Origin of the sequence: Acinetobacter sp. RF14B (assembly GCF_006864105.1) — a bacterium.
GTDB classification, from domain to species: domain Bacteria; phylum Pseudomonadota; class Gammaproteobacteria; order Pseudomonadales; family Moraxellaceae; genus Acinetobacter; species Acinetobacter lwoffii_C.
The window spans coordinates 1-2,445 of the sequence record NZ_SMTB01000167.1 but is presented as its reverse complement, the minus strand read 5'-3'; the positions used below and the strand labels follow the sequence as shown (position 1 = coordinate 2,445).

2 protein-coding genes and 2 pseudogenes are annotated in these 2,445 nt (G+C 47.8%); 1 reads left to right on the top strand and 3 read right to left on the bottom strand.

Translation table 11 applies throughout. The features are described from left to right. From E2K52_RS14145 to E2K52_RS14135, 3 genes and pseudogenes are all read right to left on the bottom strand, one after another. A partial coding sequence (locus E2K52_RS14145; RefSeq protein WP_151205648.1) for an acyl-CoA dehydrogenase family protein occupies positions 1-246 on the bottom strand: 246 nt, incomplete at its 3' end. Between the two features lie 60 nt (positions 247-306). Continuing rightward, positions 307-1,956 (bottom strand): AMP-binding protein, encoded by a 1,650-nt coding sequence (locus E2K52_RS14140; RefSeq protein WP_151205647.1) that lies wholly within the window; start codon positions 1,954-1,956, stop codon positions 307-309. A gap of 86 nt (positions 1,957-2,042) precedes the next feature. After that, a pseudogene (locus E2K52_RS14135) lies at positions 2,043-2,324 on the bottom strand (NAD-binding protein); the annotation flags it as partial. Between E2K52_RS14135 and E2K52_RS15785 the strand changes: the two are divergent. After that, positions 2,321-2,445, top strand: a pseudogene (locus tag E2K52_RS15785) (formyltetrahydrofolate deformylase); the annotation flags it as partial. The pseudogenes E2K52_RS14135 and E2K52_RS15785 overlap by 4 nt on opposite strands.

The window sequence follows — 2,445 nt, the reverse complement described above, 5'->3', positions numbered from 1 at the left end:
GGAGGTTGCACCATCTGCCGCTGCCACTTCTTCGAGGGCCAGCACATAAGCCAGCGTGCCTGTACCTGAACCGCCCCACTCTTCTGGAATCAGCATACCTAAAAAACCCAGCTCACCCATTTGAGACAAGGTCTGTTTAGGAAAGATACCTTTTTGATCCCACTCGCTGGCAAAAGGTTTAATCTGTTCCTGAGCAAAGCTTTTGGCCATATCCTGAATCAGTTGTTGCTCTTCCGTAAATTGCATGGATGCTTCCTTCAATCTCTTTATTCAATATTTTTATTCAATCTGCGGGCTTGGGCTGATTTATGCGGTTTTCACCTGCTGCTTGTCGATTTCCTGATTACGCAGTAAGAAGCGCTGAATCTTGCCACTCGGGGTTTTGGGCAACTCTGTGACAAATTCAATCAGGCGTGGATAAGCATGGGCAGACAAACGCTTTTTCACAAACTGGCCCAGTTCCTCTTCCAGATGAGATGAAGCTGTAAAGTTATTCGCCAGAATTACAAAGGCTTTAATCACTTCGGTACGCTCAGGATCAGGCACGCCAATGACGGCGGCTTCAATCACGGCATCATGTTCCAGCAAGGCACTTTCCACATCAAATGGTCCGACCCGGTAGCCGGAGGTGGTAATTACATCATCACTACGCCCCACAAAACTCATACTGCCATCAGCATGAATTTCCGCGGTATCCCCAGTTAAATAGTAATGTCCAATAAAGGGCGATTTGCGACTTTCTTCATAACCCGAGAACCACATCATTGGGGACTGACTGATATCCACTGCTAGAATGCCCGGAACATCAATCGCTAGTTCCTGACCTTGTTCATCGATGACTGCAATCCGATAACCCGGACTGGCAAAGCCTGCCGAACCTGAACGGACCGGATGTTGTAGTGCATGATGATTGCACACCACCATCCCGACTTCAGTCTGGCCATAATGGTCATAAATTGCTACATCCAGCACTTCTTTAAACCAGCGGATCACTTCCGGGTTTAAGGGTTCTCCAGCACTACTGACCACGCGCAACTTGCCGCGCAGCTGCGCCATCTGAGCAGCATCAGCAGCCATCATCATGCGGTAAGCGGTCGGCGCACCGGCCAGATTGGTAATGCCATATTCCTTGACAATGTCGCAGACACTTTCGGCATTGAAACCACCTTCATAAAACAGAGTCGAGTGCCCGAGCAATAAAGGCCCGGTAATCGCATAGTACAAGCCATAAGCCCAGCCCGGATCAGCAATATTCCAAAAAGCATCATCTTCGGTTAGACCAATGGCATTGTGCATATAGCCGGCAAAAGCAATCAGGGCTTTTAGCGGCACTTTTAGAGGCTTGGCCGGTCCAGTGGTTCCAGAGGTAAACATCAACAAAAATGGCTCATCGATACTGAGCATTTCCAGTTCACAACCTTCAGCCTGACGGTTTAACACCGTCCAAAAACTGAGGTCTCGCGGATAGGTTTCAGCCTGCGTTTCGGCATGTACAGTGACGATCGTAGGACAAGCACTAAGATCGGAGAGTTTCTCCCGATTCGCCAGATCAGTCACGACCAGCTTGCTTTGCGCCAGCTGAATACGGTGTTCGATGGCTTTAGGACCAAAGGCAGTAAATAAAGGTTGATACACTGCACCAATCCGCCAGGTCGCTAAAATGGTAATGATTAGCTCTGGAGTCCGCGGTAACAATCCGGAAACGCGGTCTCCTTTGCCAATGCCTTGAGACTTCAGAAAACTGGCAAACTGGCTGGAATATTTCTTGAGTTCGCGAAAGCTATATTGTTCTTTGCGGCCATCTCTACCGTACCAGTGCAAAGCAATTGCATCGGAGTCGGCATGGCGGTCGCAACATTCATAACAGGCGTTCAATGCCTGCATCGAACCGGATAAATACTGTTTTGCCACTGTATCTAAATCAAAATTTTCAATCGTTTCTTGATAATCTAACATGTTCAACCTCAGCCTGAATTTATCGTTATTACTGACAAGGTACTGTTAATGAAGCGAATCCTTGCTTCATCTGAATCTTTTAAGTGTTAAGCAGGTGGCGCGGTGTATTGATGCATGATGCTAGAAAAATCCAGATGCGCATCCCCTTCCTGACACAATTGCTGATAGAGTTTTTGTACCATGCTGCCAAGTACAACTGGTTGATCCACCTGCTGCGCTGCATCGACGGCCAGGCCCAAATCTTTAAGCATGAGCTGTGCTGCGAAACCATCGGTATAACCCCGTGATGACGGCGCATTGGCACAGATATCCGGCCAGGGATTATAGATTTCAGAACTCCAGCAACGTCCGGTTGAGCTATTAATTAGATAATCTTCAAAGTCGTAAAGAGAGTATTCTCCAGACCTTTGCAGCAAATGTCGCCGAGCGTTATGCCATGCAATGGCGTTTAGCACTGGTCAGTGACGTTAAAAAAGTCGGTATTTTAGT

Coding starts and splice junctions, on each gene's coding strand:
- E2K52_RS14140 (WP_151205647.1), bottom strand. CDS start 1,956: ATGTTAGATTATCAAGAAACGATTGAAAATTTTGATTTAGATACAGTG.